The 406-nt window shown below is 47.8% G+C and carries 1 protein-coding gene; it reads right to left on the bottom strand.

All coding sequences use genetic code 11. The features are described from left to right. Window positions 1-406, bottom strand: a 406-nt coding sequence (locus UF06_RS18950) for a sulfatase-like hydrolase/transferase (RefSeq protein WP_045571820.1), incomplete at both ends; no start/stop codon positions are given.

The raw sequence follows: 406 nt of genomic DNA, 5'->3' as shown, positions 1-406 counted from the left end.
TCTAACGTCTCTTCGTCCACCGTTTCCATACGCTTACGAGTCAGAGGTCCTGTATCTTCAATTTTGCCGTCAGCGTACGAACGAATCACACCGCGTGGGCCAAACTTCTTACGGAACTCAGGATCTTTAGGGTAATCAACGTTTTCCGGTTCTTCCTCAGCGTTCAGGTGGTAAAGGTTGCCAAAAAATTCATCGAAGCCGTGGTTAGTAGGAAGATGTTCGTCTTTGTCCCCTAAGTGGTTTTTACCAAACTGACCAGTCATGTAACCCATTGGTTTAAGCATTTCCGCAATAGTTGCGTCTTCCGCTTTCAACCCTAGGTCAGCACCAGGAAGTCCAACTTTACTTAGACCCGTTCTGAGCACAGTCTGGCCGGTAATAAAGGTGGAACGACCCGCAGTACAAG

The organism is Vibrio sp. S234-5 (genome assembly GCF_000960595.1).
GTDB lineage: Bacteria > Pseudomonadota > Gammaproteobacteria > Enterobacterales > Vibrionaceae > Vibrio.
Note: the sequence above shows the minus strand (reverse complement) of the source record. Positions and strands in the feature narration are given on the sequence as shown.